This window comes from Bradyrhizobium japonicum USDA 6, from assembly GCF_000284375.1.
Classification (GTDB): Bacteria; Pseudomonadota; Alphaproteobacteria; order Rhizobiales; family Xanthobacteraceae; genus Bradyrhizobium; species Bradyrhizobium japonicum.
Genome location: NC_017249.1, coordinates 2,215,560 through 2,242,498 on the forward strand (window position 1 = coordinate 2,215,560; position 26,939 = coordinate 2,242,498).

The following is a 26,939-nucleotide window of genomic DNA, read 5'->3' on the forward strand; positions in this document are numbered from 1 at the left end:
GCGAAGCGACGAAGCAATCCAGACTATCTCCGCAGAGGGATTCTGGATTGCTTCGCTTCGCTCGCAATGACGAGGAGACAGCAGTGCCTCACCACACCGCCGTGCCCTTCATCGTCGGCTGTCCCTCCGCATTCGCGGTCCACAGCTCCATGCCCGCCTTGGTCGCGTTGGCGTTGATGGAGAACTCCGTGCCCTCGAACAGCGGCTGCACGCCGCGATAGGTGAATGTCTTCGGCGCCCTGCCGTCGTGCAGCTTCGCCGCCATCTCGACGATGAGCGCCGCCTGCAGCGGCCCGTGGAAGATCAGGCCCGGATAACCCTCGACCTTGGTGACGTAGTCGCGGTCGTAATGGATGCGGTGGCCGTTGAAGGTCAGCGCGGAATAACGAAACAGCAGCACGGGATCGGACACATGCGTCTCGCGGTGCTGCGCTTTCGGCGGCGGGGGCGGGGCCTTGGCACCGGCGGGCGCGCTGCTCGTCATCTCGCGATAGACGATGTCCTGCCGCTCGCGGATGGCAACGCCCCGCGGCGAGGAGATGCTGTGCTCGACCGAGACGAAGCACAGCGTGCCGGTCGAGCCGGATTTCACCTGGACGTCGGCAATGCGCGAGGTCCGCGTCGATTCATCGCCGACGCGCAGCGGCTGCAGGAACTCGATCTCGCCGCCGGCCCACATCCGGCGCGGCAGCGGCACCGGCGGCAGGAAGCCGCCGCGGGTGGGGTGGCCGTCGGGGCCGAGCATCGACATCGGAAACACCGGCTGCGCCAGGCACCAATGCACCGTGAACGGCGCGGCATCGCCCGCTTTGGGCTCACCGACCTCCTGGAACAGCGTCGCGCGCAGGCCCTTCACGAGCTGCGCGGTGACGATGTCGGTGGCCTCGGTGCTGCGGCCGATCCATTGCCGCAAATGGTCGATGTCGAGCTTCTCGGTCATGATGTCTCGCTCTTGTTATGACTTCTTGGCCGGCCGCTCGCCGATCGCGGGCACGGCGCCATAGCTGCGGGTCTCGCCGACGATGATCGGCGCCGGCGCGGGATAGCTGACGCGTCCCTGCGGCGTGTCGACCTCGATGCGGCGCAGATGCGGATGATTGGTAAGGTCGGCCATGGTGTTGACCTCGGCAAACGCGATGTCGGCGTCCGACAGCCGCTTCAGCAGCTCGTCGCGTGTCATCTTGCCGAAAATGTCTGCGACCGTCGTGTCGGTGAAATCGCGGTTGCGCACGCGCTCGACCATGTTGGCGACGCGCGGATCGGCCGGCAAATCGGGCTGGTCGAGCACCTTGACGCAGAGCGTCTTCCACTCGCGCTCGCTCTGGATCGAGATCAGGATGTCCTTGCCGTCCTTCGAGGTGAACACGCCATAGGGCGCGATCGAGGGATGGCGCAGGCCCATGCGCTTGGGCGGATTGCCGGCTTCGGAGTTGAGCAGCGGCACGGTGCACCAGTCCGCCATCACGTCGAACATGGAGATGCGGATGTCACAGCCCCTGCCGGTGCGCCCGCGCGCGATCAGCGCTTCCAGGATCGCCGCATGCGCAGTGGCGCCGGTCGCGACGTCGACGATCGACATGCCGACCCGCGAGGCGCCATCCGGGTTGCCGGTGATGGAGGCGAGCCCGCTCTCGGCCTGGATCAGCAGATCATAGGCCTTGCGGTGGGCGTAGGGGCCTTCGTCGCCATAGCCGGTGATCGTGCACGAGATCAGCTTCGGATAGTCCTTCAGCAGCCGTTCGCGCGAAAAGCCGAGCTTGTCCATCGAGCCCGGCTTGAGGTTTTGGATCAGCACGTCCGCGCTCGCGATCAGCTTCTCGAGCTCGGCGCAGCCTTCTTTCGTTGCGAGATCGACCACGGCCGATTGTTTGCCGCGGTTGAGCCAGACGAAATAGCTGCTCTGGCCCTTGGCCGCTGCGTCATAGCCGCGGGCGAAATCGCCCTCGGGCCGTTCGATCTTGATCACTTCCGCCCCGGCGTCCGCCAGCCGTGACGAGCAGAACGGCGCTGCGACCGCCTGCTCGACCGCAATCACCCTGATCCCGTCCAATGCTCCCATGGCGCGACCTCAGTACGAGCGGGGCATGCCGAGCACGTGCTCGGCGACGTAGGACAGCACGAGGTTGGTCGAGATCGGCGCCACCTGGTAGAGCCGCGTCTCGCGGAATTTGCGCTCGACGTCGTATTCCTCGGCGAAGCCGAAGCCGCCATGGGTCTGGATGCAGGCATTCGCCGCCTCCCAGGACGCATCGGCCGCCAGCATCTTGGCCATGTTGGCCTCCGCGCCGCAGTCGAGCCCGGCTTCGTATTTGCGCGTGGCTTCCTTCACCATCAGCTCGGCCGCGCGCATCGAGGCATAGGCCTTGGCGATCGGGAACTGGATGCCTTGATTCTGGCCGATCGGCCGGCCGAACACCGCGCGCTCCTTGGCGTAGTTCGTGGCCTTGGCGATGAACCATTTGGCGTCGCCGACGCACTCGGCCGCGATCAGGATGCGCTCCGCGTTCATGCCGGAGAGGATGTAGCGGAACCCCTTGCCTTCCTCGCCGATCAGATTCTCCGCCGGCACCTTCATGTCGGTAAAGAACACTTCGGTGGTGGCGTGGTTCATCATGGTGCGGATCGGTCGGATCTCGAGGCCGTTGTTCTTGGCCTCGCGCATGTCGACGATGAAGACCGAGAGACCGTCGGTGCGCTTCTTGCTCTGCTCCTTCGGCGTGGTGCGCGCCAGCAGCACCATCAGGTCGGAATGCTCGGCCCGGCTGGTCCAGATCTTCTGGCCGTTGACGATGTAGCTGTCGTTGCCTTCCTTGCGCGCGAAGGTCTTCAGCGAGGAGGTGTCGGTGCCGCTGGTCGGCTCGGTGACGCCGAACGCCTGAAGCCGCAATTCGCCGCTGGCGATCTTCGGCAGGTACTTCGCCTTCTGCTCGTCATTGCCGTGCCGCAGCACGGTGCCCATCGTGTACATCTGGGCATGGCAGCCGCCGCCGTTGCAGCCCGCGCGCTGGATCTCTTCGAGGATCGCAGCCGCCGCGGAAAGCTTCAGGCCCGCGCCGCCATATTCCTCGGGGATCAGCACCGAGAGATAGCCGGCCTGCGTCAGCGCATCGACGAAGGCCTTGGGATAGGCCATCTCGCGGTCGAGCTTGCGCCAGTATTCGCCGGGAAACTGCGCGCAGAGCTTTGCGACGGCCTCGCGGATGTCGGCGTGATCTTCGGTGTGGTGTTGTTCACTCATGGCGTTTTCCATCGATGGCGGCAGTCAAGATAACGCCGGCCGATCCCCTGGCGTTGTGAAAACATCGCCAGCCCCCTATGCTCATTTGCTATAGCGTATGAAGTAGCCTTCCAGGATTGGCAAGCATGGATTTCCGGCAGCTCAGGACGTTCAGTTGCGTGGCGGAGCTCGGCAGCCTCTCCAAGGCGTCCGACACGTTGCGCGTGGCGCAGCCGGCGCTGAGCCGGCAGATCAAGCTCTTGGAACACGAGCTGCGCACCGAATTGTTCACGCGCAACGGACGCGGCATGGTGCTGACGGAAGCCGGCCGTCTCCTGCTGGCGCGCACCTCCGGCATCGTGCGGCAGATCGACCAGATCCGCGACGATATCCAGTCGACCAAGGGGCCGCCGTCCGGTCAGGTCGTGCTCGGCTTGGTTCCGACCGTGAGCTGCGTGCTGTCGGCGCGCTTCGCGCGGCGCTGCGTCGAAAGATTTCCCGGCATTTCGCTGCGCATCGTCGAGAGCTACAGCGGCCATCTGGTCGAATGGCTGCATCGCGGCGAGATGGATCTGGCCATTCTCTACGGTCGCTCCGCCGATCTGCATCTCAACGTGGAGAGCTTGGGGCGCGACAACATCGTCGCGGTTGGCCCGCGCGGCTGCGGCCTCGCGCGCAAGAAGAGCGTCGATGTCGGCTGGCTGCTGCGCCAGCGGCTGGTGCTGCCCAGTCATTCCCACGGTCTCCGCGCGCTGATCGAGCATGCGGCCGCCCAGCGCAAGATCAAGCTCAACGTCCAGCTCGAGGCGGATTCCTTCCGCGTGCTGACGAGCCTCGTCGAGGAAGGCCTCGGCTTCGCGCTGCTGCCGCCCTCGTCGGTCCACGGCGAGGTCGCCGACGGACGGCTGGAGACCGCGCCCGTATCCAAGCCGATGACGCGCGAGCTCATTTTCGCCTCTCCGATCGACCGTCCGGCCTCAACGGCGTCGCTCGCCGTCACCGCATTGTTGCGCGAGGAAGTCGCCGCCTGCCGCAAGGAAGGCGTATGGGACATCAGGCTGGCCTGACGCGCCAGCGCTGGGTTCTCGGAGGGATTTAAGGGACAAGCGTGCGGTCGGCCCTTCGCATATTGAGCGAGCTGTCATGCCGGAATTTTATAGCCGGGCGCGCGCTCCTCGAGCGCTAGGAGCACACTCTTCGTCCTACACTCGGTGTCATTGCCCGCGAAGGCGGGCAATCCAGTATTCCATGGACGGCGCCGGCTGGAATCGAGGAGCCGCGTGTACTGGATGCCCCGCCCCCCGTGCGCAATTGCGCACTAGGCGGGACATGACAGCAGAGATTGGCGAGGCCACTTGCCTTAAGGTAGTCCCTAGAACACGCCTACCCCGGAATCCTCACCGGCAGCGACTCATAGCCCTTGATGAAGCTCGAATAGATCCGCTTCGGCTCGCCGACCACCTCGATCCGGTCGAACCGCTTCAGCATCTCTTCCCAGACGATCCGCAGCTGCAGCTCGGCCAGGCGCATGCCGACGCAGCGGTGGATGCCGAAGCCGAAGGAGAGGTGGGTCCTCGGGCGGGGGCGGTCGATGATGAAGTCGTTCGGCTTCTCGAACATCTCCTCGTCGCGGTTGCCGGAGACGTACCACATCACGACGCGGTCGCCCTTCTTGATGTGCTTGCCGCCGATCTCGGTGTCGGCAAGCGCGGTGCGCCGCATATGCGCCAGCGGCGTCTGCCAGCGGATCACCTCGGGCACCATGGAGTCGATCAGCTCCGGATTGGCGCGCAGCTTGTCGAACTGCTCCGGGTTCTCGCTCAGCGCCAGCACCGAGCCGCTCATGGTGTTGCGCGTGGTGTCGTTGCCGCCGACGATGAGCAGGATGATGTTGCCCATGAGATTGTCGGGGTCCATGAAGCGCGTCGCGTCGTTATGCGCCATCAGCGACAGCAAATCGTTGCGCGGCGCCGAGTTGACGCGCTCGTTCCAGAGCTTGGACATGTAGGCGTAGCATTCGTCCATCTCGCGGCGGCGCTCTTCGGCGGAGGCGACGATGCCGCTCTTGGGCAGCGCGGTCGCGACATCGGACCAGCGCGTCAGCTTGCGCCGCTCGTCCCAGGGGAAGTCGAACAGCGTGGCGAGCATCTGCGTCGTCAGCTCGATCGAGACGCGCTCGACGAAATTGAAGGTCTCGTTGCGCGGCAGGTTGTCGAGCACGGTCTGCGAGCGCTGGCGGATCAGTTTTGCCAGCTCGTCCAGATGCGTCGGCGTGAACATCGGCGACACCGTCTTGCGCTGCGCCGAATGCTGCGGCTGGTCCATGGCGATGAAGCTCGGCCAGTCATAGCCCTGCGGCACGTCGCGGATCCCGATGCCGCCGAGCGTCGAGTCCGAGGAGAAGATGCCGTGACTGGTGTCGACATGCATGATGTCGTTGTACTTCACCACCGACCAGTACGGCTCGATCGGCGCATTGGTGCAGTAGTGCACCGGCTCTTCCTTGCGCAACCGCTCGAACCACGGCCACAGGGTGTCGTCCTGGAACAGCCGGGGGGCGCCGGGGTGAAACTGCGCCAGCGGGGTCGCATAGGCCTCCTCGCGCGCCCTGCGCATGCGCTCGGCCTTGTCGGTTTTGACCGGAGTTTGGATGTTCATGGTCGTGGCTCCAGTTGGTTCTTGCTTTGCCTCTCCCCGCGCCCGTCCGCCGAAGCTTGGCGAAGGCGGGTGCGGGAAGAAGCAGCTTTCTCACGCGTCACGCGGAAATCTTCACCGGCAAGGTTTCAAGTCCCTTTACGAAACTCGAATAGACCCGTTTGGGTTCGCCGACCACGTCGATATGGTCGAAGCGCTTGAGGATCTCTTCCCAGATAATCTTGAGCTGAAGTTCGGCAAGCCGCAAGCCGACGCAGCGGTGAATGCCGAAGCCGAAGGACAGATGCGTGCGCGGCCGGGCGCGGTCGATGATGAAATCGTAGGGCTTTTCGATCGCTTCCTCGTCGCGGTTGCCCGAGACGTACCACATCACGACCTTGTCACCTTGCTTGATCTGCTTGCCGCGGAACTCGAAGTCGGCAAGCGCGGTGCGGCGCATATGCGCCAGCGGCGTCTGCCAGCGGATCACCTCCGGCACGAAACTGTCGAGCAGGCCGGGGTTCTCGCGCAGCTTGCGATACTGCTCCGGATGCTGGCTCAGCGCGTAGATCGATCCCGACATCGTGTTGCGGGTGGTGTCATTGCCGCCGACGATCAAAAGGATGAGATTGCCGAGGAAGTTTTTGGCATCCATGTCGCGCGTCGCGGCGCCATGCGCCATCATCGAGAGCAGGTCGCTCTTCGGCGGCTGCTCGATGCGCTCCTTCCACAGCCGCGCGAAATAGCCCGCGCATTCCGTCAGCTCGGCCTGCCGTTCGTCTTCGGTGGCGACGAGGCCGTCCGGCCCGGGAATGGTGGTGGCGATGTCAGACCAGCGCGTCAGCTTGCGGCGGTCCTCCCAGGGAAAGTCGAACAGCACCGCGAGCATCTGCGTGGTGAGTTCGATCGAGACACGATCGACCCAGTCGAACACCTCACCGCGCGGCAGATTGTCCAGGCACTCGGCCGAACGCTCGCGGATGCTGAGCGCGAGATTGTCCAGATGCGTCGGGGTGAACATCGGCGCCACGGTCTTGCGCTGCGCCGCGTGGCGCGGCGGATCCATCGAGATGAAACTCTCGCGGCGCAGGTCCGGGTCGATGTCGCGGATGGTGATACCGCCGAGCGCGGAGGCCGAGGAGAACACCGAATGGTTGGTCTCGATCTCCATGATGTCGTTGTAGCGCGTCACCGACCAGTACGGCCCGAACATCGAGTCCTTGCAATAGTGCACGGGATCGTCGCGGCGCAGGCGATCGAAATAGGGCCAGAACGTATCCGTCCTGAACAACTCGGGATCGCCCGGATCGAACTGCTCCAGCGGCAGTGACGTGGCGCGCGCGCGTAGCTCGTCGAGCTTCGCCGCGCTCTCGATGGTCCCGTGCATGACCGCTCTCCCTGACATGAACCGCGCGTTCTCGTTGAATTCTGCGCTGCGGTATTTGATTTGCAATTACAGCCGGTTGTCTGCGTCGGAGCAAGGGAGAGTTTTGCCACATCCAACCTTTGCGAGAGGATTGAGCGGGCTGTCACGCGGATGTGTCAACGTGATCTCCCGCACGCCGTTCGAGAGGGAATCGTGCGAGAAATGGACTGAAAATCGAGGTAGATCGAACCCAGCCATCTTGGGGATCGACCAATCCCTGATCTATAGTTTGACCGTACCAGGTCCGCACCCCGAGGTTGCCGCCGTGAACGACATGCAATGGGCCCCCATCGGCTCCGAACCCTTGCCCCCGCCGCTGCCGCCCACGCGGGTCGATTTCACCGGCAACCGCACCGAGTTCCGCAAAATGGTCACCAAGGGTGCCCTGCTTGAGCTCGTCACCTTCGGCTTCTACCGGTTCTGGCTGGTCACCGACATCCGACGTCATTTGTGGACGAACACCGCGGTCGATGGCGATGCCGCCGAATACACCGGCCGGGCCAAGGAGCTGCTGGTCGGCTTCCTGTTCGCGCTCGCGATCCTGGTGCCGATCTACCTTGCCTATTTTCTCATCGGCATCGAGTTCGAGCGCTGGCAGGGCTTTGCCTCGACGCCGCTGTTCATCAGCTTCTATGCCTTCGGCCAGTTCGCGATTTTTCGCGCGCGGCGCTATCGCCTGACGCGCACGGTCTGGCGCGGGGTCCGGTTCTGGATGGACGGCTCGGGCTGGGCCTATTCGTTCCGCGCCATGGCGTGGGGCCTGCTTGTGTTCCTCACTCTCGGCCTGGCGTTGCCCTGGCGCGAGGCGTCGCTCGAACGCTACAAGATGCGGCACACCCATTACGGCGATCTCTCCGGCGATTTCGAAGGCGACGGCTGGACCTTCTTCAAGCGCGGCTGGTGGCTGTGGCTCTTGAGCCCGATCGCACTCGTGATCTTCCCGCTGGCCCCGTTCTTCTATGCCGAGTTCAAGGCGCGTGAATGGCGCTGGTGGCTCGACGGCATCCGCATCGGCGGTGTCAGCCTGTCCTCGGAGTTGCCGCACAACGCGTTCTACGGCCTGTACTGGAAAGTGATCGGCTGGTGGATGCTGCTTTCGACTATTTTCGCCGCCTATATGGGTGGTGGCGCCTTGCTCGTCGTCCAGCTGAGCGGCGTTCCGGCTGATCAGGTCTTCGGCCCCGGAAATGCCGGCAAGAGCATCCCGATGCTGGTCATGATGGTCATCGGCTATTTCGCCGTGGCGCTAGCGATCAACATCGTCATGCGGGTCTATCTGCAGCGCGATCTCTGGGCCAAGGTGCTGGAAACCGTCGAGGTGCACAACATCGGGGCCGCGGCGGATGTACGCGGCAGCGGTGAGCTTGCCAGCGCGCTCGGCGAGGGCTTTGCCGACGGGCTCGATGTCGCGGGATTCTGATCTGTGAGTGAGTTGTCCACCGAGGTTCCGGCGCAGTCTGCCAAGCCGACGATCTTCTTCGACGGCGTGTCGAGCCGCAGGCGGGAGGTGTCGCTGGCGCTCGGTGACGCGCTCGACATCGTCGAGGAGGGCGGAGCGCCGGTTCGCTGGGCCTATGCCGACATTCGCCGCGCCGACAGTCCGGCCGGGATATTGCGCCTGGCCTCGACATCCGCGCCGCCGCTGGCGCGGCTTGAAATTCGCGACGCCGCGCTCGCCGCAGACGTGATCGCCCGCTGCATGCGTCTCGACGAGCACCAGACCTCGCGCCGCGGTGTCGCAAAGATCGTCGGCTGGTCGGTGGCCGCCGCCGTTTCCATCGTTTGCGTCGTGCTGTTCGGTGTGCCGCTCGCTGCCGACCGGCTCGCGCCGCTGGTGCCCAAGCCGATCGAACGGCGCATCGGCGACGCCTCCGAAGTCCAGGTGAAAACCATCTTCGGCCGCAAAGCGTGCGAAGACCCCGCGGGCAAGGCCGCGTTCACAAAACTGGTCAATCGTCTGCGCGATGCTGCCGGCCTCGATGACGATTCCATGACGGCCGGTGTGCTGCCGACCTCGGTGCCCAATGCATTCGCGCTGCCCGGCGGCAAGGTGTACGTGTTGAGGGGCTTGGTCGACAAGGCCGAAAACCCCGACGAGCTCGCCGGCATCCTTGCCCACGAGCTCGGCCATCTCAAGCATTACGACAACATGCGCGGGCTGATCTACAACGGCGGCACCTCGTTCCTGATCGGCCTGCTGTTCGGCGACGTCACCGGCTCGAGCGCCGTGATCTTCGCCTCGCGCAGCGTGGTCGAAGCCTCCTATTCGCGCGAGGCCGAGACCGCCGCGGATACGTTCGCGATCGAGATCATGCACAAGCTCGGCCGCTCGCCGAAGCCCGCGGCCGAATTGATGTTTCGCATCACCGGCAAGGAAGGCGGCTCCGGCCTCACCACGATCCTGGCGAGCCACCCGCTCACCGAAGACCGCCTCGCGCGCATGACGAAGGAAGATCGTCCCGCCAGCGGCCCGCCGCTGCTGACGGACAAGGAATGGCAGTCGCTCAAGCTGATTTGCAGCAGCGGGAAGATCTAACCTTTTCGCCTACCGCGTCCCGTAAGCGCGGTCGCCGGCATCGCCGAGGCCCGGCAGGATAAAGCCGTTCTCGTCGAGACCTTCATCCACCGCAGCCGTCCAGATCGGAACGTCGGGATGCAGTCCGCGCAGCCGTTCGAGCCCTTCAGGGGCCGCGATCAGGCAGGCGAGGCGGATGTCCCTGGCGCCGCGCTCCTTCAGCCGGTCGATCGCGGCGACGGCCGTGTTGGCGGTCGCGACCACCGGGGTGACCACGATCGCCAGGCGCTCGCTGAGGTCGGACGGCGATTTGAAGAAATATTCGACCGCGGCAAAACTATGCGGCTCGCGGTAGAGGCCGATATGGGCGACGCGCGCGGTCGGCACCAGATCCATCATGCCGTCGACGAAGGTCGTGCCGGCGCGCAGCATCGGCACGAACACCAGCTTCTTGCCGGCGATCTTGGCCGAATGCATCGTCGCCAGCGGCGTCTCGATGACGGTATCGGCGAGCGGCAGATCCCGCGTGATCTCGTAGCACAGCAGCATGCCGATCTCCTTGATCAGCTCGCGGAAGGACTTGGTCGAGATGGACTTGTCCCGCACCAGCGTCAGCTTGTGCTGCACCAGCGGATGATCGACGATCGTGACGCCTTCCATGAAACGCTCCTAACGAAATGCACCTGGGTGAAATGCGACCGGTTGATGCTTCTTCCCTTCTCCCCTTGCGGGAGAAGGTGGCGCGAAGCGCCGGATGAGGGGTCTCTCTCCACGAACTCCAATGAGAGATGCTCTTGCGGAGACAACCCCTCACCCGGCTTCGCTTTCGCGAAGCCACCCTCTCCCACAAGGGGAGAGGGTTAAAAAACCGTGCCGTCGCTGATGACCTTGAGCGGCGGTGCGCCGTCGGGCCGGCGCGCAAAGGCGATGGCGCGGCCGGCGGCCCAGGTGCCACCTTCGAGAATGCTCGCGAGGGGCAAGGTTTCGGGCGTGCGGCCGAGCCTGGCGCGGACGCTGCCCGCAAGCCGGTCGAGCAACACAACGGTGAGCGCGCGCCACTCCACGACGAGCAGGGAATCCACCGCATGCGCGCGCTCGGCATCGGCGGGATCGCGCAGGCGCAGCACCTCGTGATCGACGAACAGGCCGCCATTGCGGTATTCGGCGAGCCCGGTGAGGCCGTCGATGTCGGTGACGTCAAAGCCGGCGCGCTGCAGCGGTTCGATCAGCGAATAGCTCAGCCATTGCGACAGCTTGTGCAGCGGCACGAGGCCTGCCGTTGCGTCGTCCGCCTCGATCGCCGGATGACGCCAGCAATCACCGAGCGGAATCCCGGCGAGCTCGAGCCGCGACGGCCAGATCGGTCCAAGCTGGTTCAGCACTGCGGCCAGGATGGCGGGCGCGGCGACCGCGCCGCCCACAGCCTGCGCCGCGATGTGATCGAACAGGCCGCCTGGCCGCGGCGTATCGTTCAGGCCGAAAATGTCCGCACGCTCGACAACCAGCTTGCCCAGACGCCGCAGCAGGTCAGTGCGTCCGTCGAGACCGAGCAGCGGATTGGCATCGCTCGCCTGAAAGGCCGAGGTGAGGGAGGCCAGCGGTAGTTTCGCCAGCACGTCAGCATCGGCCCTGAACGGCGCACGCGCATCGCCGGAGAACAGGCCGCCCGCAAACATGTCGAGGCTCGCGATGGCAAGCCCCTCTGATCGGCCGATACTTTCGCCGGTCCCGGCGTCGCGATAGCGCCACGTGGCTCCCGCACCTGCGTCGAGCAGCACGCTGACGATGGCGAGGTCGAACTCGGCGCGCGCACGTGCTGCGCGATCCGGCCACGATACTTTGTCGGCAAGGCCCGTCCAGCGATCGACGCCGCCGAGCACGAAATGCCGCCAGCGCGCGTGGAAGGGGATGTCCAGCGTCGGATAGGCTTTTCGCGTGACCGCAAGTACCGCTTCCGCGACGCCGTCCATGCGATCGAGATCGATCGTGAAATGGCTCAAGCCGCCGGCGAGGCCGATCTCGAGCATTTTTGCGGCACGCGCGCGAACCGCTCCTGCGCTGAGCAGGGAGCGGGCCTGTTGTTCCAAAGCCTCCGCCATCGCGCGATCAGTACTTTTCCAGCGAGCGTCCGACCACGCCGTTCACGTCCTTCTCCGGCGCGATGTCGGTCGAGTAATAGCCCGCAGCCTTTTTCGCGGCGATCTCGACATAGGCGTCGGCCGGGATCAGCTCCGGCGGGATCGGCACGCGCTCCACGATGTCGATGCCCTGCGAAGTCAGCGCGTCATGCTTCATGTCGCTCATCGACAGGAAGCGGTCGATGCGCTTCAGGCCGAGCCAGTGGATCGTATCCGGCATCAATTGCTGGAAGCGCGCGTCCTGGACGCCGGCGACGCATTCGGTGCGCTCGAAATAGGCGGCCGCCGCGTCGCCGTCCTCCTGGCGCTTGCGCGCATTGTAGACCAGGAATTTGGTGACCTCGCCGAGCGCGCGGCCTTCCTTGCGGTTGTAGATAACGAGCCCGAGCCCGCCCTCCTGCGCGCCGCGCGCGGATTCCTCGATGCCGTGGATGAGATAGGGCCGGCAGGTGCAGATGTCGGAGCCGAACACGTCGGAGCCGTTGCACTCGTCATGCACGCGGCAGGTGATCTTGGTGCGGTGGTCCGGCAGTTTCGTCACATCGCCGAACATGTAGACGGTGGTGCCGCCGATCGGGGGCAGAAACACCTTCATGTCCGGCCGGGTGACCAGCTCGGGGAACATGCCGGCGGTCTGCTCGAACAGCGTGCGCCGCAGCTCGGTCTCGCCGGTGCCGAAGCGCGTCGCAAGGCCCGGCAGGTACCAGACCGGATCGATCGCGATCTTCACCACCGACACGCTGCCATTGGCATGCACGACCTCGCCGTCGGCGCGCAGCCGTTTCGCGGCCAGCGCCTCGCGGATCTCGGGCAGGTCGAGCCGCGCACGCGTCACCGCGATGCTCGGGCGGATATCGACGCCCTCGGCGATGTCCTTGCCGAAATTCTCCGCGACGAGATGCCCCCAGGGATCGAGCGCGACGATCTTGTCGGGATCGCGCCATTGCTCAAACGGCCCGATGGTCGCGGCCGGAAAGGTGTTGGTGAGGTCGGGCCGGCGGATCGGATCGAGCGCGCCGGCGGACACCGCGAGCGCCCGGTACATGGCGTAGGAACCGCCATGGCTGCCGATCACGTTGCGATCCCCAGCGCGCGATACCGTGCCGATGATCGGCCCCCGGGCGCGCGCGTCGGCTGCGCCCCAGTGAATTGGAAACGCGGCCTTCTTGCCCGGCTCCGGATGGGAGGTCAGGCGGATGTGATCGGTACGGTTCGCGCGGCTCATGTCCAGGCTCCCAAAAAGCCGACGGCCCGCCGCTCGGACGGGCCTGGCTCACTTGCGTTACCGGTGCCGAACACCGGCGACGCGAGCTCAATCCAACATATTGTAGCGGCTGGCGACGACAGACAAGTTAATGGTGCCGCGCCGGGCAGGCGACCCTGGCCAAATTCCCGTCACCGACGGGCAGGTCCGGCTCGCCCGAAGGCCGCACTTTCGCTCTCGCCGAACCTTGCCGTCCGACCCGTGTGACGCCTCTAAGCAATTGAAGTAGTTTTATTTTTCATGATTTCAAGAGGGTGTTGCGGTGGCCGCGCGCCGAGGCTGGACAAAATGTATATAATCAGACAAAACGTATAAGTCACTTCGCCCCGGAGTCCGCCATGCCCGCAGCCAGCTACATCGACCCCCGTAATGGAACGCTCTACGCGCTGGAGCAGCCGCGCTGGTGCTCGGACGAGCGCACGCCGCTGCTGGTGACGCCGGGGGCAGGGATCTCGCGCGAGGACATCGACAGCCGCACGCGATCATTGTGGCGCTACCGGGCGGCGCTGCCGGTGGAGATCAAGAATCCGATCTCGCTCGGCGAAGGCTGCACGCCGCTGGTTCAACAGGCCTGGGGTGACCTGCGCCCGTTCTTCAAGCTCGAATGGTTCAACCCTACCGGCAGCTTCAAGGATCGCGGCTCGGCGGTGATGCTGTCCTTCCTGCGGCAGATCGGCGTCGATGCGATACTCGAAGACTCCTCCGGCAATGGCGGCTCGTCGATGGCGGGGTTAGGAGCCGCCGGCGGCATGCGCGTGAAGATTCTGGCGCCCGCCTCGACATCGCCGGCCAAGATCGCGCAGGTGCGCGCCTATGGCGCGACGGTGCAGCTCGTCGAGGGCCCGCGCGAGGAGTCGGAAGCCGAGGCCATTCGGCAGTCGAGCCAGACCTTTTACGCCAGCCACAATTGGCAGCCGTTCTTTCTCGAAGGCACCAAATCGCTCGCCTATGAAATCTGGGAAGATTTTGGATTCCGCGCGCCCGACAACGTGATCGTCCCCGTCGGCGCCGGCAGCAGCCTGCTCGGCTGCGCCTTCGGCTTCCGCGAGTTGTTGAAGGCCGGCCAGATCACAAAGCTGCCGCGCCTGTTCGCGGCGCAGCCGCAAAACTGTTCGCCGATCGATGCGAGCTTCAAGGCCGGTGTCGACACGCCTGTCGCGCGTGAGGTGAACAAAACCATCGCCGAAGGCACCGCGATCAAGAATCCGCTGCGGCTGCGTGAGATCATCGGCGCCCTGCGCGAGAGCGGCGGCGGCACCGTTGCGCTGACCGAGGACGAGATCGTCGCAGCCTTGCGTCGTCTTGCGCGGCAGGGCCTGTTCGCGGAGCCAACCAGTGCCAGCGCGGCCGCTGCGCTGGAAAAGCTCTCGGCTGCTGGAGCGATCAAGGCGAACGAGACCACGGTCGCGGTCCTCACCGGTACGGGGCTGAAGGCCGCAACCACTGTCGCCGATCTCGTGCAGTAGGGGGCGGGCGATGGGCCGAGCCAAATTCACTGCGTCGAGCAAGGCGACCGCCGGGCAAAAATTGCTGTTCGATCAGTTGCAGCAGATCGCGCAAGGTCTGGGCGAGACCTTTGCGCCGTTCTGCGAAGTCGTGCTGCACGATCTCACCGACCCCAAACAGGCGATCGTCGCCATTCACAACAATCTGTCGGGACGCAAGGTCGGCCAGGGCGCGACAGAGCTTGGCCTCGCCCGCATCGCCGACCCCGACTACGCGCAGGTGATTTCGAACTACGCCAACAGCTTTGCCGACGGAAGGCAGGCCAAGAGCACCTCCATCGGTATCAAGGGGGCGGACGGTTCTTACGTTGCCGCGCTCTGCCTCAACGTCGACCTGACGCTGTTCCAGGGCTTGCAGAGCGCCATCGGTCAGTTTGTCAGCGTCGATGCGAACAACAGCCCGCGCGAGCAGCTCATCCCCGTGGGCGCGGACGCCATCCGCGCCCATATCGACCAGTTCGCCGCGCGCCGCGCCACCACGCCCCGCGCGCTCAACACCGAAGATCGCCGCGCACTGCTGCACGAATTGCGGGACGCCGGCTGCATGCAGGTACGTCGATCCTCGGACATCATCGCGGCCCATCTCGGGGTGTCGCGTGCCACGGTGTATGCCGATGCTCGCTAATCTGTTGGACCTCGAAACGCCCTGTCTGCTGCTCGACGAGCAGCGGCTCCGCGCCAATGTCGCGCGGATGAAGGCGCATCTCGCCGGACTTGGCGTGGCCTTCCGCCCGCATCTGAAGACCGCAAAATCGCTCGACGTCGCCCGCATCGTGATGACCTCGGCCACTGGGCCGGCAACGGTCTCGACGCTGCGCGAGGCCGAATATTTCGCGGCCGGCGGCGTGCGCGACATGATCTACGCCGTCGGCATCGCGCCCGCGAAGCTCGCGCGCGTCTCTGCCATCCGCGCCACCGGCGCCGATCTCGCCGTGATCCTCGATAGCATCGAACAAGCTGACGCCGTCGCCGCACATGCCGCGAGCAACGGCGACGCGGTTCCGGCGCTGGTCGAGGTTGACGCGGACGGCCATCGCTCCGGCGTCGCTCCGACCGATGCGGCTACGCTGGTCGCCATCGGCAGGCGTCTGGTCGCAGGTGGTGCGACCTTGCGCGGCGTGCTGCTGCACGCTGGCGACAGCTACGCACTCAGCGATCCCGCCGCCATCGCGGGTGCGGCAGAAGCGGAACGCGTTGCCGCCGTGACTGCGGCGAACGCCTTGCGCAGCGCAGGTCTGCCCTGTCCCATCGTCAGCGTCGGCGCGACACCGACCGCGCGTTATGTGCGCGACCTGACCGGCATTACCGAGGTGCGCGCCGGCGTCTTCATGTTCGGCGACCTCTATCAGGCCGGCGTCAGCTCGGTTGAAGTGGGCGACATCGCGCTCTCTGTGCTTGCCACCGTCATCGGCCACCAGAAGGCAAAAGGCTGGATCATCGCTGACGCCGGCTGGATGGCGCTGTCGCGCGACCGCAGCACGGCGAAACAGGCGCTCGACCAGGGTTATGGCGTGGTCTGCGATCTCGCCGGAAAACCGTACCCGGACCTCATCGTCACCGATGCCAACCAGGAGCACGGCATCATCGCGCTTCGAAAAGGCTCGAACGCCGCGCTGCCCGACCTGCCCATTGGCTCCCGCGTCCGCATCCTCACCAACCACGCCTGCGCGACCGGCGCGCAATATGATCGCTATCAGGTGCTGGATGGTGAAGGCGGAGTCAGCGCCGTGTGGCCTCGGATCAACGGGTGGTAGGAAGAGCGTCGCGGGGCGTTGCTTACCCTCCCCTCCAGAGGAGGGTAACAGCACCTCACTCCTTCAGATCATTCACCCGCTTCACCCACGCCCTGACATCGGCGAGTACCTGGGGCAGCACCGCCCTGACCTCCTGCACGGTCATGCCGGCCTTGATGCGGGGATCGTAGAGCAGGTTGAGGATGTACTGGTCGTAGACGTCGAAATAGCCCATCGACACATTGTCGTTGAACATGGTCCACGGCACGCTCGCGGTGTCGTTGATCGGGCCGAGCGATTGCAGCAGTTCCTCATAGGCGCAGTCGAGGAAGGTGAAATCGCCGTTGTCGACGGTGAGGATCACGTCGGAATGCTCGATCTCGAAATTGTCGTTCTTGCGGAAGCCGGACAGGCATTGCGGATCGAGCGAGGTGCGGATCTCGCGCGCCTTCTCCGCGCCGTAGAAGCTGGAAATCGTCCGAAACAGGTCGCGGTCGCGAACCAGCTTCACCCGCACGTTCGCGGCTTCGCTGGTGTCGATCATGGCGATGTCGAGATGCTGCACGCGCTTGCCGATGTCGGCCACGACCTTGGCGAGCTGCGTCTTGCGGTCGGCGCGCTCGCTCTCGGCGTAGACGCGCACCGGCCCGTCGAATTTCCGGATGCGGTCGACGCGGCCGGCGAGGTGGTATTCGGCGCCGAACGCCGTCTTCAGAAAGCCTTCGACGATCTCGCCGTCGGTAAAGCTCTTCTTCTCGGCGCGCTGGCGCGAGGCGACCGCGGGCAATTCGCCCGCGACGGCGATGGTAGCGGTGTCAGGGGCGAACGCGAAGGTGGCGAGTGCCAGCAGGGCGATGCGAAAGCCGGACGAAGGCGGGGCCAATGCGCTCATTGCTACCCGACGCTGCCGTATTCGGAAGCGACGCACAAGACCGCATATTCACGCGCCCTGCGGGTTCCCGCAGTTTGCTGACGGCTAGTTGTTGAGCACGACCACCTTGGTGCCGACCGAGACGCGGCTGTAGAGATCGCTGACGTCCTCGTTGGTCATGCGGAAGCAGCCCGAGGACACGGCCTGGCCGATCGTCTCCGGCTCGTTGGAGCCGTGGATGCGGTAGAGCGTCGAGCCCAGATACATCGCGCGCGCGCCGAGCGGATTCTCGATGCCGCCCTTCATGTGGCGCGGCAGGTCGGGCCGGCGGGCCAGCATCTGCGATGGCGGCGTCCAGTCCGGCCATTCCTTCTTGGCGGTGATCCTGTGCACCCCGCCCCAGCGGAAGCCGTCGCGGCCGACGCCGATGCCATAGCGCAGCGCCTGGCCGTTCTGGAGTACCAGATAGAGGCGGCGCTCGCTGGTGTTCACCACGACCGTGCCGGGTGCGTAATTGCCGTTATAGTAGACCGTGGTGCGGGGGATCGGGCTCGAGCCGCCGCGGAAGAAGCTCGGACCGAAGCCCATGATGTCACGCGAGTCGAACCCCTCGGCGAATGCGCCGCCGGCGGCGGTCGACAGCAATGCGATGGCGGCAATCGGTGCGGCAAAAAACCGGATCATTGTTTCCCCCCAGCAAAAAATCGATTCAACTGAGGTTACAGGCCATATTTGTGGGCTTTTCGCAAGCCACGGCCCCGTGAGCGAGGTCCTTTACGAATGAGCCATGTTTAATGATTGGCGTTACCAAATCGGCAACCCCGCCGGTTTCGCCGGGAAGCGTTAGAGCGTTTTCAAGCGAAGTGGATACCGGTTCGCATCAAGAAAACGCGTCAAAACAAGAAGCTAATGCTCCGTTCCGATTCCGTCGGAACGGAGCGTTAGCCAAACCAGCGCATCGTCGCGCGGGGCAGGCCAGCGATGCCGGCTATTGCTTTGACGGAGGCGGCGAACAATGATTGATCGGACGGACATTTGAATATTGCCGGTTGCAGGAGCTGCGGGATGAACGGTGCGGAAAGCCTGGTGCGGACGATGGTCAAGGGTGGCGTGGACGTCTGCTTCACCAATCCGGGCACCTCCGAGATGCATTTTGTCGCGGCGCTCGACCGTGTGCCGGGCATGCGCTGCGTGCTCGGCCTGTTCGAAGGCGTGGTGACCGGTGCCGCCGACGGCTATTTCCGCATGAAGGGCACGCCGGCTTCGACGCTGCTGCATCTCGGCCCCGGCCTCGCCAACGGCCTTGCCAATCTGCACAACGCCAAGAAGGCGAATTCCGGCATCGTCAATATCGTCGGCCAGCATGCGGTCTACCACATCGGCTACAACGCGCCGCTGACCTCCGACATCGAGGGCCTGGCACGGCCGATGTCGTCCTGGGTCCGCACCTCGCCGGATTCCAAATCGGTCGCCGCCGACGGTGCCGCGGCGATCGCCGCCGCCAAGAGCGCACCGCCGCAGATCGCGACCCTGATCCTGCCCGCCGACACCGCCTGGAACGAGGCCGATGGCATCGCCGAGGTGCCGGCCGAGCAGCAGCGCGCGGGCTATTCGCCGCAGGCGGTCGAGCAGGCCGCAAAAATCCTGCACGGCGACGGCGAGCGCACACTGCTGCTGATGACCGGCAGCGCGCTGAGCGAAAAGGGCCTGGCGCTGGCCGAGCGCATCGCCGGCAAGACCGGCTGCACCGTGATGGGGCCGACCTTCCGCCCGAAGATGGCGCGCGGCCGCGGCCGCTTCTCGATCGACCGCATCCATTACGTGATCGAGAACGCGCTGCCGATGCTGGAGAAGTTCCGCCACATCGTGCTGGTCGAGTCCGATGATCCCGTGGCGTTCTTCGCCTATCCGAACAAGCCGAGCATGCTCAAGCCCGAGGGCTGCGAGGTGCACCGCATGACCACCTGGGGCGAGAATTCGGTCGCGGCGCTCGAAGCACTGGCCGGCGCGGTGAAGGCGAGCGCGAAGGACGTCAAGCCGCAGGCCCTGGCTGAGCTGGTGAAGCCGACCGGCGCGTTGACCTTCGCCTCGATCGCGCAGGCGATCGCATGCGCCATCCCCGAGAACGCGATCATGGTCGACGAATCGCTGACTACCGGCCGCGGCTTCTTCCCGCCGACGGCGGCGGCCGCTCCGCACGACTGGCTCCAGAACATGGGCGGCTCGATCGGCTTCTCCACGCCGCTGTCGATCGGCGCCGCGATCGCCTGTCCGGACCGCAAGGTGATCACCATGGTCGGCGACGGCAGCGCGATGTACACGATCCAGTCGCTGTGGACGCAGGCCCGCGAGAATCTCAACATCGTCACCATCGTGTTCGCCAACCGCATCTACCAGATCCTGCGCGGCGAGTTCGACAATGTCGGCGCCGGCGAGCCCGGCCAGCGCGCCAACGACATGCTCCGGCTCGACCGTCCGACGCTGGACTTCGTCGCGCTGGCGAAGGGCATGGGCGTCCCCGGCCGCGCGGTCACCAACGCCGAAGAGTTCAACAAGGCTCTGGCCGAAGCCGTCGCCGAGCCCGGGCCGCGGCTGATCGAAGTCCAGATGTAGGGCGCAGCATCAGGGAGCGCCGAGGGCCGGGGGCAAGATGCAGACCGAGCTGAACAAGGTAATCGCGGCGCTCCGGGACTTCTACGCCAACGAAGGATTCTTGTTCGAGAAGGACGTCGGCGAGCGGGCGGTGACGCACCGCTTCGCCGTCTATCTGGAGCGGCAATTCTCCGGCTGGTCGGTCGATTGCAACTACGACCGTCTCGGCGAGCGCACGCTGCACCTGCCGCACGGCACCATCGTCTCCACCGACGATCATCTGGGAAAGTCGATCTACCCCGATGTCGTCGTGCATCAGCGCGAGATCCCGAACAATCTGCTCGCCGTCGAGATCCGCAAGGCGAGCAATCACACCTCGCTCGAGCACGACCAGCAAAAGCTGATGGCGATGACCGACGCCCATGTCTGGTTCGCCTACTGGATCGGCGTGCTGCTGGTGCTGGACAAGCACCATGTGACGATTTCGGAAGTCTACGTCAGCGGCGTCGTGGATCAGCCATTGTCGCTCTGGTTTGCGACGCGGCTGGAGGAGAGCGGTCTAGGCGCCGTGCATTAGACAGCCTCAACAGCGTCATGGCCGGGCTTGTCCCGGCCATCCACGCCTTGTCACGCAGTGCAAAGAACGGGTCTCATCTCATCAGGCCTCAATGCAGCGGATCGCCCTGGCCGAGCGCGTAGGCGACGAGGTCCTTCAGCGCGAAGCTGGAGCCGGTCACCGGCGTCCATTGCGGGTCGAGCGACAGCACGGAGGAATTGTCGCCGAACATCATGCCGAGGAAGACCTCGGCCACGATGCGACCGCCGACGGGGCCGAGCTGTGGCGTGTTGATTCCGGTCGCCGGCGCGCCGGTGGCCGGGATCGTCACCGCGGTCTGGAATTGCCGCGCCTCGGCCAGGATGTAGGTCCAGAGCGGGCAATTGCCGGCAAACACGCCGTTCGCGATGGTCGCGATCCCGGTCTGCGGATCGCCCGCGCCGGGCTCGTCGACGGCCTTGCCGATGATGATCTGATCATCCGTCAGCGGCGTCAGGTTCATCGCCTTGGCGACGGCCTGGCCTGAAGGCAGGCCGAGCCGCCAGCTGCGCTCGAGATTGCGTAACGCCAGCGACGACGGATTGGAGGCGACCTCCGGCGGCAGCTTGCGCAGCGGATCGACCAGCGAGGCGTCGATGCGATAGGCGAACTGCAGCCGCTTCTTGTTGTCGGGATTGGTGTCGTCGTCCTCGACGCCATAGGGGCGCGTGTCCAGATCGATGAAGCGGCCCCAGTCCATGGCGCGTCCGGGACCCATGGCGCGGAAGCCGGTCAGCGCGTTCTTGTCGGGATTGTGGGGGTCGGGGAAGATCTGCAACAGCATGTTGTCCGCATCGTTCAGCCGATAGCCGGGGCGGATCATGGAATGGCCGAGACGGTAGGCCGCAACCGAGAACTCCACCGGCATGAACGGATAGGTCTTCCAGTGATAGTGGGCGAGCTTGCTGCGGTCGTACTGGCTCGCGGTCCTCAGCTCGTCCAGCACGCTGGCGTGGACGATGCGCGGCAGGAAGTCGTTCAGCACGACGTATTGATAGTGGAAGCGGACGCGCTGCTGCACGTCCTCGAACGACAGGCTGTCATTGTCGTCGACCATGCGGTTGTGAAAGCGCAGCATCAAGGCCTGGAACTGTGAGACGATGCTGTTCTCGTCGTTGCGGGGATCGCCGATCAGGGCGCGACCCTTGAAGCGCGGCAGGTCGCTGGCATCGGGGACGCCCGCGCCGGTCAGCTTCTCGCCGAGGCGGAACTTGATGCCGTCATACATGTAGGGCTGATCGTTCGGACCACGGCCGTAGAGGTTGTCCAGATCGAGCGACGGCGTGCGGAAGTCGACGAGCCCGTCGGGGTCCTGCTGCTTGGTCAGCGAGCTGACCGGATCGAAGGTGATGTCGTGGTCGATGAACTGGCCGAAATAGGTGTAGAGCGCGGGAATGCCGCTCTCCTCCGCGTCCGGCCCGTCCTTCGGACCATCGAAGTCGGCGACCATCTTGTCGGCCAGCGCCGAAAGGTTCGCGACATTGTCGGCGTCGTTCGGACCGAATTTCGCCGGCGTGAGCTTGCGGAACATGCGTCCGAAGCGGCCCTGGGAAAGCGGCGAACGCGTTGCGTTCAGACCGCGCGGAACAACGCTGTGGCGGCTGCTCATTGAAAACACCTCCCTGAAAAGTCACGACGTGCAACGAATAAAGCTAAAGTTGTTTGAAGCAGAATATGCAGGTCAGGCTAGATCAGGCGATCGGGTGCCACAAGCGATCTGCTTCACACACTGCGCGACATCGATGTTGTTTCGAAAGGGAGCGTTGCGAACAAGCTGCGGTCGCGCTTTGCAAATTTTTCCGGGAGCGATGACGGATAACATTCTCGTCATCGCCGCGCGCGAGCGGCCTAGCGCAAGTGAATTCGCCGGACTGTCGGCGAAGCGAACGGTCTTCACGTAATAAGTGTGGCGGCGTGCGCGTCATGCGCGCACGCCGCCACGTCTTCAGTAGGCACTCCGCTGCGAGAACGCGTAGCGCGGATTGATGCCGCAATAGGCCTCCGTGCCGGAGGCGGTGGCGAGGCACTGCTGATAGCTCGCGAACTGGCAGTTGCCGGGATAGCCCCACATGCGTCCCTGCAGGCAATATCGATCGTTTGCAGGATGTGCCTGGGCGGCCGGGGATGCTACGGCGACCAGGGCGGCGAACGATGCGAGAGTGAGGATGATGCGACGCATTTCAATCTCCTTCGAGAGCGGGTGGACGGGAACGTCAGCGAGCCGGGCTCGTCTGAGGCATGTCGCCTATCTTGGTGTCGGCGGAATGCCGTGCGTTCGCGACGTGGCACATCATGACGCAGCCGGCGGCCAGCAATGTGATCTCCGCCACAGTTCGCGGTGGGGGGCCGGCCTATTGTGAGCAGACTTGCGCGCGTCGATCACGGGGAACCAGGCTTGTCTGATTCGGATCAGGTATTTTGGAGGTTCTAATGCAAAGGTCATATTTGCTGGCTGCGACGGCAGCGCTGGCGCTTCTCATGCAAACACCGCTCGCGCTGGCCCAGAGTGCGCCGGCCGCCGGTGGAACCGCAGCGCCTGCCGCGACAACCACTGCGCCGGCAGCGACGGCGACAACGCCGGCCGCGACCAGCGACACCGCCAGCCAGCCGGCCGATTCCAAGAAGAGCGCGTCGAAGAAGCCGGCGAAGAAGAAGATGACGCGGCAGCAGGAGATCGATCATTCGCTCGACAGCGGCACCGTGCCCGCGCGCTACCGCAGCTCTGTGCCCAGGCAGTACCAGCGGTACATTCCGTTCGATAAGCAGTGACGGACCTCACGGCGGCGCGACGCGATCGGACGTCGCGCCGCCGGTGCCACCGTATGACGGCCTTGGCGTGACGTCTTGTCGTAGCACCTTTGGCCAGGTGGAATCCGGCCATACATCCCCAGTGGCGGTCCGCGAGGGCGGTGCTAGAGTAGGCCGCAGCCCGGGGGGAGAAATGAGCGACGACGTGAAGGATGCTGGCCTTGTGGCCATGATCAGCAGCATCCTGGGAGGCAACAAGCGCGCAGACAGCAGTGCTCCGCCGCCGCTCACCGAGGTTCCGCCGACGGCGCCGACGAACGGGTTCGATTTGGTCGAGCCGTCCACCCCCGAGCCTGCACCGGCCGAACCCGACGTTGCGCCCGATGCCGTGCCGAATGCCGCGAAGCCGGTCGAGCGGCCAGCGAAAATCACGACGACGCCTGATGGCAAGAAGCTGCTTCCTGCCGAGGCGATTGCCGAGCTGGTGCTTGGCGAGCTGCGCAAGCTGGAGAATTTTCCGGCGACCGGCGCCTCCGTCACGGTCTACGGTTACAAGCACTGGAACGCGATGATCACCTTCGCGCCGTTCTCGACCACTTTCCAGAACGCGACGCGGTTTCGCCAGGCCGTGCCGGACCTGGTCTTCAAGCTCCGCCGTTTCGTCGAACTTGAGATATAGTCCGGGACAATTACCGGCTGCCGTTCCGCGCGATTCCCCGCTGCGGGGCGCGGGACCAGGCGGGAGCGGGTGCCCGAAACAGTTGTTCGACAGGATCTTGAATTGAGCGTCGCCTTTACCAAGGAAGAAAGCGCAGAAACCGCGTCCGAGACGCTGCTACCGGATCGGCCGATCTCGCCTCATCCAAATCTCGTGACGGAAGCAGGCTTGCAGGCGCTGCAGGCGCAGCTTCGCGACGCGCGCGAGGCCTATGAAGCCGCGCAAGCCATCGACGACGTCAACGAAAAGCGCCGGCAGTCGGCGGTGCCCTTGCGCGACGCTCGCTATCTGACCGAACGGCTGCGCACGGCGCAGGTCATTCCCGATCCGGCGTCGACCGATGTCGTCGCCTTCGGCAGCACCGTGACCTTCAGCCGCACCGACGGCCGCGTGCAGACCTATCGCATCGTCGGCGAGGACGAAGCGGATCCAAAGGCAGGATCGATCTCGTTCGTGGCACCGGTTGCGAAGTCGCTGATCGGGAAAGCGGTGGGCGATGTCGTGGGTTCGGGCGCGCAAGAGATCGAGATTCTGTCGATCGCGTAGCGATGCGAGCCGAGGCCTGAATGGTGGGCGTGTAAGGATCGAACCTCGACAGCTCCGGCTTCGGATTGGTTTCGCCAACTTCGAGGTGCCGCTGGGTCAGTTGCGCTGCCGCGACTTAGCTATTCAGCAAAAATCGCGAACGTCATATAGTGAGGGCTATCAAGACCAATACCAAGACGAATTCATTGCGTGTCAGGCAAAGGGAGGGATCCATGCGGAAGTCCCTGTTCTTCGTCATCGCAGCCGGTCTCGGTCTATCAGGACCACAGGCTCTGGTCGCGCAAGACGATGTAGATCAGCAGCTCGGCAGCGTTCATTTCCAGACCTCTTGCAATGATGTGGCCCAGCGTCGTTTCGATCGCGGGATGCGCTATCAGCATTCCTACTGGTACGCCAACGCCAAGGAGATATTCGAGGAAGCCATCAAGGCCGACCCGACATGCGGCATGGCCTATTGGGGCATTGCGCTCACCTACATGGACAATCCGCACAATGCGATTCCAAAGCCGAACCTGGCGCCGGGCCTCGCCGCGATCATGAAGGCCAAGGAGATCGGCGCCACGACCGAGCGCGAACGCGACTACATCGATGCGCTGATGGTGATGTATGCCGATTACGAAAAGATCCCTCACGTCCAACGGATGCGCATGCTGCGTGACGCGCAGGCGCGCGTCGCGGCAAAATATCCGGACGACGACGAAGCCCAGATCGCCTACGCCATTACGCTCAATACGTCGGCGGATCTGAACGACAAGACCTACGCGCAGCAAATTAAAGGCGCGGCGATTCTAGAGCCGATCTCCAGGCGGCTGCCGATGCATCCGGGCGTGACGCATTATCTGATCCATCTCTACGACTACCCGGCACTGGCGCAGAAAGGGCTCGATGCCGCCAATCGTTACGCCAAGATCGCACCGGCCGCGCCGCACGCCCAGCACATGCCCTCCCACATCTACACACGCGTCGGCTATTGGAAGGAATCGATCGACTCCAACACCGCGTCCGTGAAGGCCGCGATGGCCGAAAAGTCGGTCGGCAACTATCTGCACGCACAGGACTACATGGTCTATGCTTACCTGCAGCTCGGCCAGGACAAGCAGGCGCGCGCCGTCATCGACGACATGATCAAGGAGACCGACTTCAAGGCGACGGTCGCGGCGGCAGATTACGCGCTGGCGGCTTCGCCGGCGCGTTATGCGATCGACCGCGGCGATTGGGAGGGTGCCTCGCAGCTGCCGGTCAGGCCGAGCAACCTCAACTTTGCGATGGCGGTAACGCATTTCGCCCGGGCCCTCGGCGCGGCGCGCTCCGGCAAACCGGAAGCCGCCAAGGCCGACATCCAGAAGCTGGCGGAATTGCGCGACAAGCTGCAGGACGCCAAGGACAATTATTGGTCCGGAATCGTCGACATCCAGCGTCAGGTCGCCGTTGCCTGGGTGCTTTACGCCGAGGGCAAGTATGACGAGGCGCTCAATGCGATGAGTGCCGCGGCGGATGCAGAGGACAAGACGGAAAAGCACGTGATCACGCCCGGACCGCTGGCGCCGGCGCGCGAGCTTTACGGCTTCATGCTGCTCGATCGCGGCATGGCCAAGGAGGCGCTTGCTGCATTCGAGGCAACCAAGGCGAAGGAGCCGAACCGCTTGCATGCTTTCGCGGGGGCGGCCAAGGCGGCCGAAGCCCTTGGTGACAGGGAAGCGGCACGACAGAACTGTCAGCAGCTCGTAACGCTGACGGCCAGTGCCGATTCGGAACGCCCCGAGGTCGCGGCGGCTAAGCAATACCTCGCCAGCAACTGAGCCGGAAAGAGAACGGTGGAATGATGAGAAGGGCAGCCGCCATCGCCGTCGCAGCAATCGTGCTGGGAAGCGCGCTGGCGGCATCGCTCGTGTGGCTCCATGTGCCGCAACATGCCGCCGCGAATTCCGCCACGCCGGTGTGGCACGAGGTGACTTGGCCGTTCTCGATTGACCAATGGGGCAAGGGAAAGGCGTTCCGCTGCAGGGCTTCCGACTGTGGTGTCGAGGTGACGCTGTACCTGCGCGCCAAGATAGGTTTTTGCAATTGCACGACGGGCGTCGCCGATGACGAGGATCTCGATCGCATGGGCGATACCGTTCTCCTGGGCGAAGTCTCTCCACGCGGTTCCGGCCATCCCATCAGGATTGCGTCGATGAACGGTCGCAGCCGCGCCTACACGCTCAACTCACATGGCGCTCCCGGCAAAACGCTGGTGTCGGTCGTGTACAACGAACGTTGCGACATGATCGCAGCGACCGCTGTCATTGGCCACGATCGGCCGGAGGCCATCGAACCCCGCGTGATCGAGTTTCTGGGCGGCAGCACCGCGATGCACTGGGCTGAGGTCACACTGGGTCTGTGATTGACCGCGCCTTCCCGATCGTCGGGCATTTCAATGCGGCGAATGGCCCGCGCA

General features: G+C 64.7%; 25 protein-coding genes. 13 read left to right on the plus strand and 12 right to left on the minus strand.

The window, feature by feature from the left end; genetic code table 11:
* Positions 1–88: 88 nt before the first annotated feature.
* The 3 genes from BJ6T_RS10350 to BJ6T_RS10360 are packed head-to-tail and all read right to left on the minus strand — an operon-like array spanning position 89 to position 3,238.
* Entirely contained in the window at positions 89–940 is an 852-nt protein-coding gene (locus BJ6T_RS10350) for an HTD2 family dehydratase (protein ID WP_014492291.1), read from the minus strand.
* A gap of 15 nt (positions 941–955) precedes the next feature.
* Positions 956–2,059 carry a CaiB/BaiF CoA transferase family protein gene (locus tag BJ6T_RS10355; protein WP_014492292.1) on the minus strand — a complete coding sequence of 368 codons (1,104 nt, stop codon included), beginning with the start codon at positions 2,057–2,059 and terminating at the stop codon, positions 956–958.
* A 9-nt stretch (positions 2,060–2,068) separates the two neighbouring features.
* Positions 2,069–3,238 (minus strand): acyl-CoA dehydrogenase family protein, encoded by a 1,170-nt coding sequence (locus BJ6T_RS10360; RefSeq protein ID WP_014492293.1) that lies wholly within the window; start codon positions 3,236–3,238, stop codon positions 2,069–2,071.
* A gap of 125 nt (positions 3,239–3,363) precedes the next feature.
* Here BJ6T_RS10360 and BJ6T_RS10365 point away from each other — a divergent pair, with 125 nt between their 5' ends.
* Entirely contained in the window at positions 3,364–4,284 is a 921-nt protein-coding gene (locus BJ6T_RS10365) for a LysR substrate-binding domain-containing protein (RefSeq protein WP_028170432.1), read from the plus strand.
* A 316-nt stretch (positions 4,285–4,600) separates the two neighbouring features.
* On the opposite strand, the gene BJ6T_RS10370 is transcribed toward BJ6T_RS10365, so the two are convergent.
* On the minus strand, positions 4,601–5,875 hold the full coding sequence (locus BJ6T_RS10370) for a cytochrome P450 (RefSeq protein ID WP_014492295.1): 1,275 nt from the start codon (positions 5,873–5,875) through the stop codon (positions 4,601–4,603).
* A gap of 97 nt (positions 5,876–5,972) precedes the next feature.
* Positions 5,973–7,238, minus strand: a complete 1,266-nt coding sequence (locus BJ6T_RS10375) for a cytochrome P450 (protein WP_014492296.1) — start codon at positions 7,236–7,238, stop codon at positions 5,973–5,975.
* A gap of 304 nt (positions 7,239–7,542) precedes the next feature.
* Here BJ6T_RS10375 and BJ6T_RS10380 point away from each other — a divergent pair, with 304 nt between their 5' ends.
* A complete protein-coding gene (locus tag BJ6T_RS10380) occupies positions 7,543–8,697 on the plus strand; it encodes a YjgN family protein (protein ID WP_039229001.1) in 1,155 nt (384 codons plus the stop codon).
* A gap of 3 nt (positions 8,698–8,700) precedes the next feature.
* The gene (locus BJ6T_RS10385) at positions 8,701–9,813 is read left to right on the plus strand and encodes a M48 family metallopeptidase (RefSeq protein ID WP_014492298.1); all 1,113 of its coding nucleotides are present in this window, start codon (positions 8,701–8,703) and stop codon (positions 9,811–9,813) included.
* A gap of 9 nt (positions 9,814–9,822) precedes the next feature.
* On the opposite strand, the gene upp is transcribed toward BJ6T_RS10385, so the two are convergent.
* The 3 genes from upp to BJ6T_RS10400 all read right to left on the minus strand — a co-directional run bounded on the left by upp (position 9,823) and on the right by BJ6T_RS10400 (position 13,155).
* Positions 9,823–10,452, minus strand: a complete 630-nt coding sequence (gene upp, locus BJ6T_RS10390) for a uracil phosphoribosyltransferase (protein ID WP_014492299.1) — start codon at positions 10,450–10,452, stop codon at positions 9,823–9,825.
* 200 nt (positions 10,453–10,652) lie between these two features.
* Positions 10,653–11,891, minus strand: coding sequence for a URC4/urg3 family protein (locus BJ6T_RS10395; RefSeq protein ID WP_014492300.1), 1,239 nt, complete (start codon positions 11,889–11,891; stop codon positions 10,653–10,655).
* A gap of 7 nt (positions 11,892–11,898) precedes the next feature.
* Complete coding sequence (locus BJ6T_RS10400; protein WP_014492301.1) at positions 11,899–13,155, minus strand: GTP cyclohydrolase II; 1,257 nt, start codon at positions 13,153–13,155, stop codon at positions 11,899–11,901.
* 377 nt (positions 13,156–13,532) lie between these two features.
* On the opposite strand from BJ6T_RS10400, the gene BJ6T_RS10405 reads away from it, so the two are divergent.
* From BJ6T_RS10405 to BJ6T_RS10415, 3 genes are read left to right on the plus strand one after another with little or no spacing between them, the layout of a single operon-like run.
* The gene (locus BJ6T_RS10405; RefSeq protein ID WP_014492302.1) at positions 13,533–14,660 is read left to right on the plus strand and encodes a threonine synthase; all 1,128 of its coding nucleotides are present in this window, start codon (positions 13,533–13,535) and stop codon (positions 14,658–14,660) included.
* A 10-nt stretch (positions 14,661–14,670) separates the two neighbouring features.
* Positions 14,671–15,324 (plus strand): helix-turn-helix transcriptional regulator, encoded by a 654-nt coding sequence (locus BJ6T_RS10410; RefSeq protein WP_014492303.1) that lies wholly within the window; start codon positions 14,671–14,673, stop codon positions 15,322–15,324.
* A complete protein-coding gene (locus BJ6T_RS10415; protein WP_014492304.1) occupies positions 15,314–16,453 on the plus strand; it encodes an alanine racemase in 1,140 nt (379 codons plus the stop codon). The genes BJ6T_RS10410 and BJ6T_RS10415 overlap by 11 nt, the downstream gene beginning before the upstream one ends.
* Before the next feature lie 55 nt (positions 16,454–16,508).
* Here the strand turns inward: BJ6T_RS10415 and BJ6T_RS10420 are convergent, their stop codons facing one another.
* Complete coding sequence (locus tag BJ6T_RS10420) at positions 16,509–17,324, minus strand: DUF2927 domain-containing protein (RefSeq protein ID WP_028170429.1); 816 nt, start codon at positions 17,322–17,324, stop codon at positions 16,509–16,511.
* Positions 17,325–17,408: 84 nt separating this feature from the next.
* Positions 17,409–17,987 carry a L,D-transpeptidase gene (locus BJ6T_RS10425; protein WP_014492306.1) on the minus strand — a complete coding sequence of 193 codons (579 nt, stop codon included), beginning with the start codon at positions 17,985–17,987 and terminating at the stop codon, positions 17,409–17,411.
* A 381-nt stretch (positions 17,988–18,368) separates the two neighbouring features.
* Here BJ6T_RS10425 and BJ6T_RS10430 point away from each other — a divergent pair, with 381 nt between their 5' ends.
* Entirely contained in the window at positions 18,369–19,916 is a 1,548-nt protein-coding gene (locus BJ6T_RS10430) for an acetolactate synthase large subunit (protein ID WP_014492307.1), read from the plus strand.
* A gap of 37 nt (positions 19,917–19,953) precedes the next feature.
* Positions 19,954–20,472 (plus strand): hypothetical protein, encoded by a 519-nt coding sequence (locus BJ6T_RS10435; protein ID WP_014492308.1) that lies wholly within the window; start codon positions 19,954–19,956, stop codon positions 20,470–20,472.
* A gap of 88 nt (positions 20,473–20,560) precedes the next feature.
* Here BJ6T_RS10435 and BJ6T_RS10440 read toward each other — a convergent pair whose 3' ends face one another.
* Together BJ6T_RS10440 and BJ6T_RS10445 are read right to left on the minus strand one after the other, a co-directional pair.
* The gene (locus tag BJ6T_RS10440; protein WP_014492309.1) at positions 20,561–22,099 is read right to left on the minus strand and encodes a peroxidase family protein; all 1,539 of its coding nucleotides are present in this window, start codon (positions 22,097–22,099) and stop codon (positions 20,561–20,563) included.
* Positions 22,100–22,435: 336 nt separating this feature from the next.
* Entirely contained in the window at positions 22,436–22,669 is a 234-nt protein-coding gene (locus BJ6T_RS10445; RefSeq protein ID WP_014492310.1) for a DUF3551 domain-containing protein, read from the minus strand.
* 251 nt (positions 22,670–22,920) lie between these two features.
* Here BJ6T_RS10445 and BJ6T_RS10450 point away from each other — a divergent pair, with 251 nt between their 5' ends.
* From BJ6T_RS10450 to BJ6T_RS10470, 5 genes are all read left to right on the plus strand, one after another.
* The gene (locus BJ6T_RS10450; RefSeq protein ID WP_014492311.1) at positions 22,921–23,259 is read left to right on the plus strand and encodes a hypothetical protein; all 339 of its coding nucleotides are present in this window, start codon (positions 22,921–22,923) and stop codon (positions 23,257–23,259) included.
* Between the two features lie 172 nt (positions 23,260–23,431).
* Positions 23,432–23,917, plus strand: a complete 486-nt coding sequence (locus BJ6T_RS10455) for a hypothetical protein (protein ID WP_014492312.1) — start codon at positions 23,432–23,434, stop codon at positions 23,915–23,917.
* Positions 23,918–24,019: 102 nt separating this feature from the next.
* On the plus strand, positions 24,020–24,502 hold the full coding sequence (gene greA / locus BJ6T_RS10460) for a transcription elongation factor GreA (protein ID WP_028170428.1): 483 nt from the start codon (positions 24,020–24,022) through the stop codon (positions 24,500–24,502).
* 212 nt (positions 24,503–24,714) lie between these two features.
* Positions 24,715–26,301, plus strand: a complete 1,587-nt coding sequence (locus BJ6T_RS10465) for a tetratricopeptide repeat protein (RefSeq protein WP_014492314.1) — start codon at positions 24,715–24,717, stop codon at positions 26,299–26,301.
* Positions 26,302–26,360: 59 nt separating this feature from the next.
* A complete protein-coding gene (locus tag BJ6T_RS10470; protein WP_240537960.1) occupies positions 26,361–26,885 on the plus strand; it encodes a hypothetical protein in 525 nt (174 codons plus the stop codon).
* Positions 26,886–26,939 lie beyond the last annotated feature (54 nt).

Bases quoted from the DNA above. Each gene is read 5' to 3' on its own strand.
- BJ6T_RS10350 (WP_014492291.1), bottom strand. From the start codon at position 940: ATGACCGAGAAGCTCGACATCGACCATTTGCGGCAATGGATCGGCCGC.
- BJ6T_RS10355 (WP_014492292.1), bottom strand. From the start codon at position 2,059: ATGGGAGCATTGGACGGGATCAGGGTGATTGCGGTCGAGCAGGCGGTC.
- BJ6T_RS10360 (WP_014492293.1), bottom strand. From the start codon at position 3,238: ATGAGTGAACAACACCACACCGAAGATCACGCCGACATCCGCGAGGCC.
- BJ6T_RS10365 (WP_028170432.1), top strand. From the start codon at position 3,364: ATGGATTTCCGGCAGCTCAGGACGTTCAGTTGCGTGGCGGAGCTCGGC.
- BJ6T_RS10370 (WP_014492295.1), bottom strand. From the start codon at position 5,875: ATGAACATCCAAACTCCGGTCAAAACCGACAAGGCCGAGCGCATGCGC.
- BJ6T_RS10375 (WP_014492296.1), bottom strand. From the start codon at position 7,238: ATGCACGGGACCATCGAGAGCGCGGCGAAGCTCGACGAGCTACGCGCG.
- upp (WP_014492299.1), bottom strand. From the start codon at position 10,452: ATGGAAGGCGTCACGATCGTCGATCATCCGCTGGTGCAGCACAAGCTG.
- BJ6T_RS10395 (WP_014492300.1), bottom strand. From the start codon at position 11,891: ATGGCGGAGGCTTTGGAACAACAGGCCCGCTCCCTGCTCAGCGCAGGA.
- BJ6T_RS10400 (WP_014492301.1), bottom strand. From the start codon at position 13,155: ATGAGCCGCGCGAACCGTACCGATCACATCCGCCTGACCTCCCATCCG.
- BJ6T_RS10405 (WP_014492302.1), top strand. From the start codon at position 13,533: ATGCCCGCAGCCAGCTACATCGACCCCCGTAATGGAACGCTCTACGCG.
- BJ6T_RS10410 (WP_014492303.1), top strand. From the start codon at position 14,671: ATGGGCCGAGCCAAATTCACTGCGTCGAGCAAGGCGACCGCCGGGCAA.
- BJ6T_RS10415 (WP_014492304.1), top strand. From the start codon at position 15,314: ATGCTCGCTAATCTGTTGGACCTCGAAACGCCCTGTCTGCTGCTCGAC.
- BJ6T_RS10420 (WP_028170429.1), bottom strand. From the start codon at position 17,324: ATGAGCGCATTGGCCCCGCCTTCGTCCGGCTTTCGCATCGCCCTGCTG.
- BJ6T_RS10425 (WP_014492306.1), bottom strand. From the start codon at position 17,987: ATGATCCGGTTTTTTGCCGCACCGATTGCCGCCATCGCATTGCTGTCG.
- BJ6T_RS10430 (WP_014492307.1), top strand. From the start codon at position 18,369: ATGAACGGTGCGGAAAGCCTGGTGCGGACGATGGTCAAGGGTGGCGTG.
- BJ6T_RS10435 (WP_014492308.1), top strand. From the start codon at position 19,954: ATGCAGACCGAGCTGAACAAGGTAATCGCGGCGCTCCGGGACTTCTAC.
- BJ6T_RS10440 (WP_014492309.1), bottom strand. From the start codon at position 22,099: ATGAGCAGCCGCCACAGCGTTGTTCCGCGCGGTCTGAACGCAACGCGT.
- BJ6T_RS10445 (WP_014492310.1), bottom strand. From the start codon at position 22,669: ATGCGTCGCATCATCCTCACTCTCGCATCGTTCGCCGCCCTGGTCGCC.
- BJ6T_RS10450 (WP_014492311.1), top strand. From the start codon at position 22,921: ATGCAAAGGTCATATTTGCTGGCTGCGACGGCAGCGCTGGCGCTTCTC.
- BJ6T_RS10455 (WP_014492312.1), top strand. From the start codon at position 23,432: ATGAGCGACGACGTGAAGGATGCTGGCCTTGTGGCCATGATCAGCAGC.
- BJ6T_RS10465 (WP_014492314.1), top strand. From the start codon at position 24,715: ATGCGGAAGTCCCTGTTCTTCGTCATCGCAGCCGGTCTCGGTCTATCA.